The 1,485-nt window shown below is 73.9% G+C and carries 3 protein-coding genes; all 3 read right to left on the bottom strand.

The window, feature by feature from the left end:
- Positions 1–303 (bottom strand): eCIS core domain-containing protein (locus tag ABD308_RS31275; RefSeq protein WP_344342522.1); only part of this gene is annotated, 303 nt, incomplete at its 3' end.
- On the bottom strand, positions 300–620 hold the full coding sequence (locus ABD308_RS31270) for a hypothetical protein (RefSeq protein WP_344342519.1): 321 nt from the start codon (positions 618–620) through the stop codon (positions 300–302). The genes ABD308_RS31270 and ABD308_RS31275, both read right to left, overlap by 4 nt.
- The coding region (locus ABD308_RS31265; RefSeq protein WP_344342516.1) for an ATP-binding protein at positions 611–1,485 on the bottom strand (875 nt) is incomplete at its 5' end. The genes ABD308_RS31270 and ABD308_RS31265, both read right to left, overlap by 10 nt.

Raw genomic sequence — 1,485 nt, 5'->3', positions numbered from 1 at the left:
CACCGACTCCGGGTCGCGCAGCTGGAGGCTGTCGGTGAAGCCGAACAGGCCGGCGCCGACGGCGACGGCGTCCGCGCCGATCAGCTCGGTCAGCGCGGCGGAGTCCCGATCGGTGTGCACCCGCACCCGGCTGAGGTCGTGCCCGAGCCGCGCCTCCAACTCCCGGCGCAGCCCCGGGTCCAGCGGCTGGCCGGCGCCGGAGACGATCTCCTTCGGCTCGGGCGTACGGGCCCGCGGTGCGCGCGCCCTCCGCTTGGCCGCGTCCGGCGCGGAGTCCTTCGCGACGCCGGTGATCCGGGTCATCTCCGCCCCCGTCCCCGGTCCGGCGCACGGCCGCCGCCGGACAGTCCGGTGTGCACGGCGCGGGCGAGTGCTTCGCCGAGCCGCTGGGGGGAGGTGTCCGCCGGGAGCGGTGGCAGGCCGGAGAGCAGGTCCAGCGCGCGGTCTCCGTCGGCCGCGAGGGGCACGCCGCGTGCGTCGACCAGGCGGGCCAGTTCGGTGCGGAACGCCGCCGCGACCCGGTCGTGGTCGATGCGGGGGAAGCCGTCGAGGACCAGCTCGCCGATCTCGACCTCGATTCGTCCCGGCCCGGGCTCCCGCCGTCCCTCGGTCAGATCCATCCGCCGACCTCCGAGGGCGTCAGCGAGCGCTCCAGCTTCAGGTACTCGGTGCGGGCGGCGGCCAGCAGGTGGCGCATCTGCAGGGGGCGGTCCTCGTCGGCGGCCTGGAAGGCGGCGGACAGGGCGATGTTGCGGATGGATCCGCCGGTGACGGTGAGCTGGGCGAGCCGTTGCGGGTCGAGGCCCTCGCTGGGGGTCTGTGCCGGGATGACCCGCCGCCAGATCTCGGCGCGTTCCGGCACTCCGGGGAACGGGAAGTCGACCACGAACCTGATCCGGCGCATGAACGCCGGGTCCAGTGCCTTCTTCATGTTGGTGGTGAGCACGGCCAGACCCCGGTAGGCCTCCATCCGCATCAGCAGGTAGCTGACCTCCAGGTTGGCGTAGCGGTCGTGGCTGTCCTTGATCTCGCTGCGCTTGCCGAACAGCGCGTCGGCCTCGTCGAACAGCAGCAGGGCGCCGCCGCGTTCGGCCGCGTCGAAGACCCGCCGGAGGTTCTTCTCGGTCTCGCCGATGTACTTGCTGACGACCTGGGAGAGGTCGATGACGAACAGGTCCACGCCGAGCTGCCCGGCCACCACCTCGGCCGCCAGCGTCTTCCCGGTGCCCGATCCGCCGGCGAACAGCGCGGTGACCCCGAGGCCGCGGCGCAGCACCGCTTCGAAGCCCCACTCCTGGTAGACGGTGGCGCGCCGGCGGACGTGGGCGACGATCTCGTGCAGCGTCGCGCGCTGGCGTTCGGCCAGCACCAGGTCCTCCCAGCGGGCGCGCGGTTCGACCCGCCGGCCCAGTTCGTCCAGGGACATCCGGGCCTCGGCCAGCCCGGCCTGCCAGGCCAGCGGGCTGACGTCCCGGCCGTCCCCGG

This window comes from Kitasatospora putterlickiae, from assembly GCF_039527695.1.
Lineage (GTDB): Bacteria > Actinomycetota > Actinomycetes > Streptomycetales > Streptomycetaceae > Kitasatospora > Kitasatospora putterlickiae.
This window is presented reverse-complemented; position numbering and strand designations above follow the sequence as displayed.

Excerpts from the sequence above, each read along its gene's own strand:
- ABD308_RS31270 (WP_344342519.1), bottom strand. The coding sequence starts at position 620 with ATGGATCTGACCGAGGGACGGCGGGAGCCCGGGCCGGGACGAATCGAG.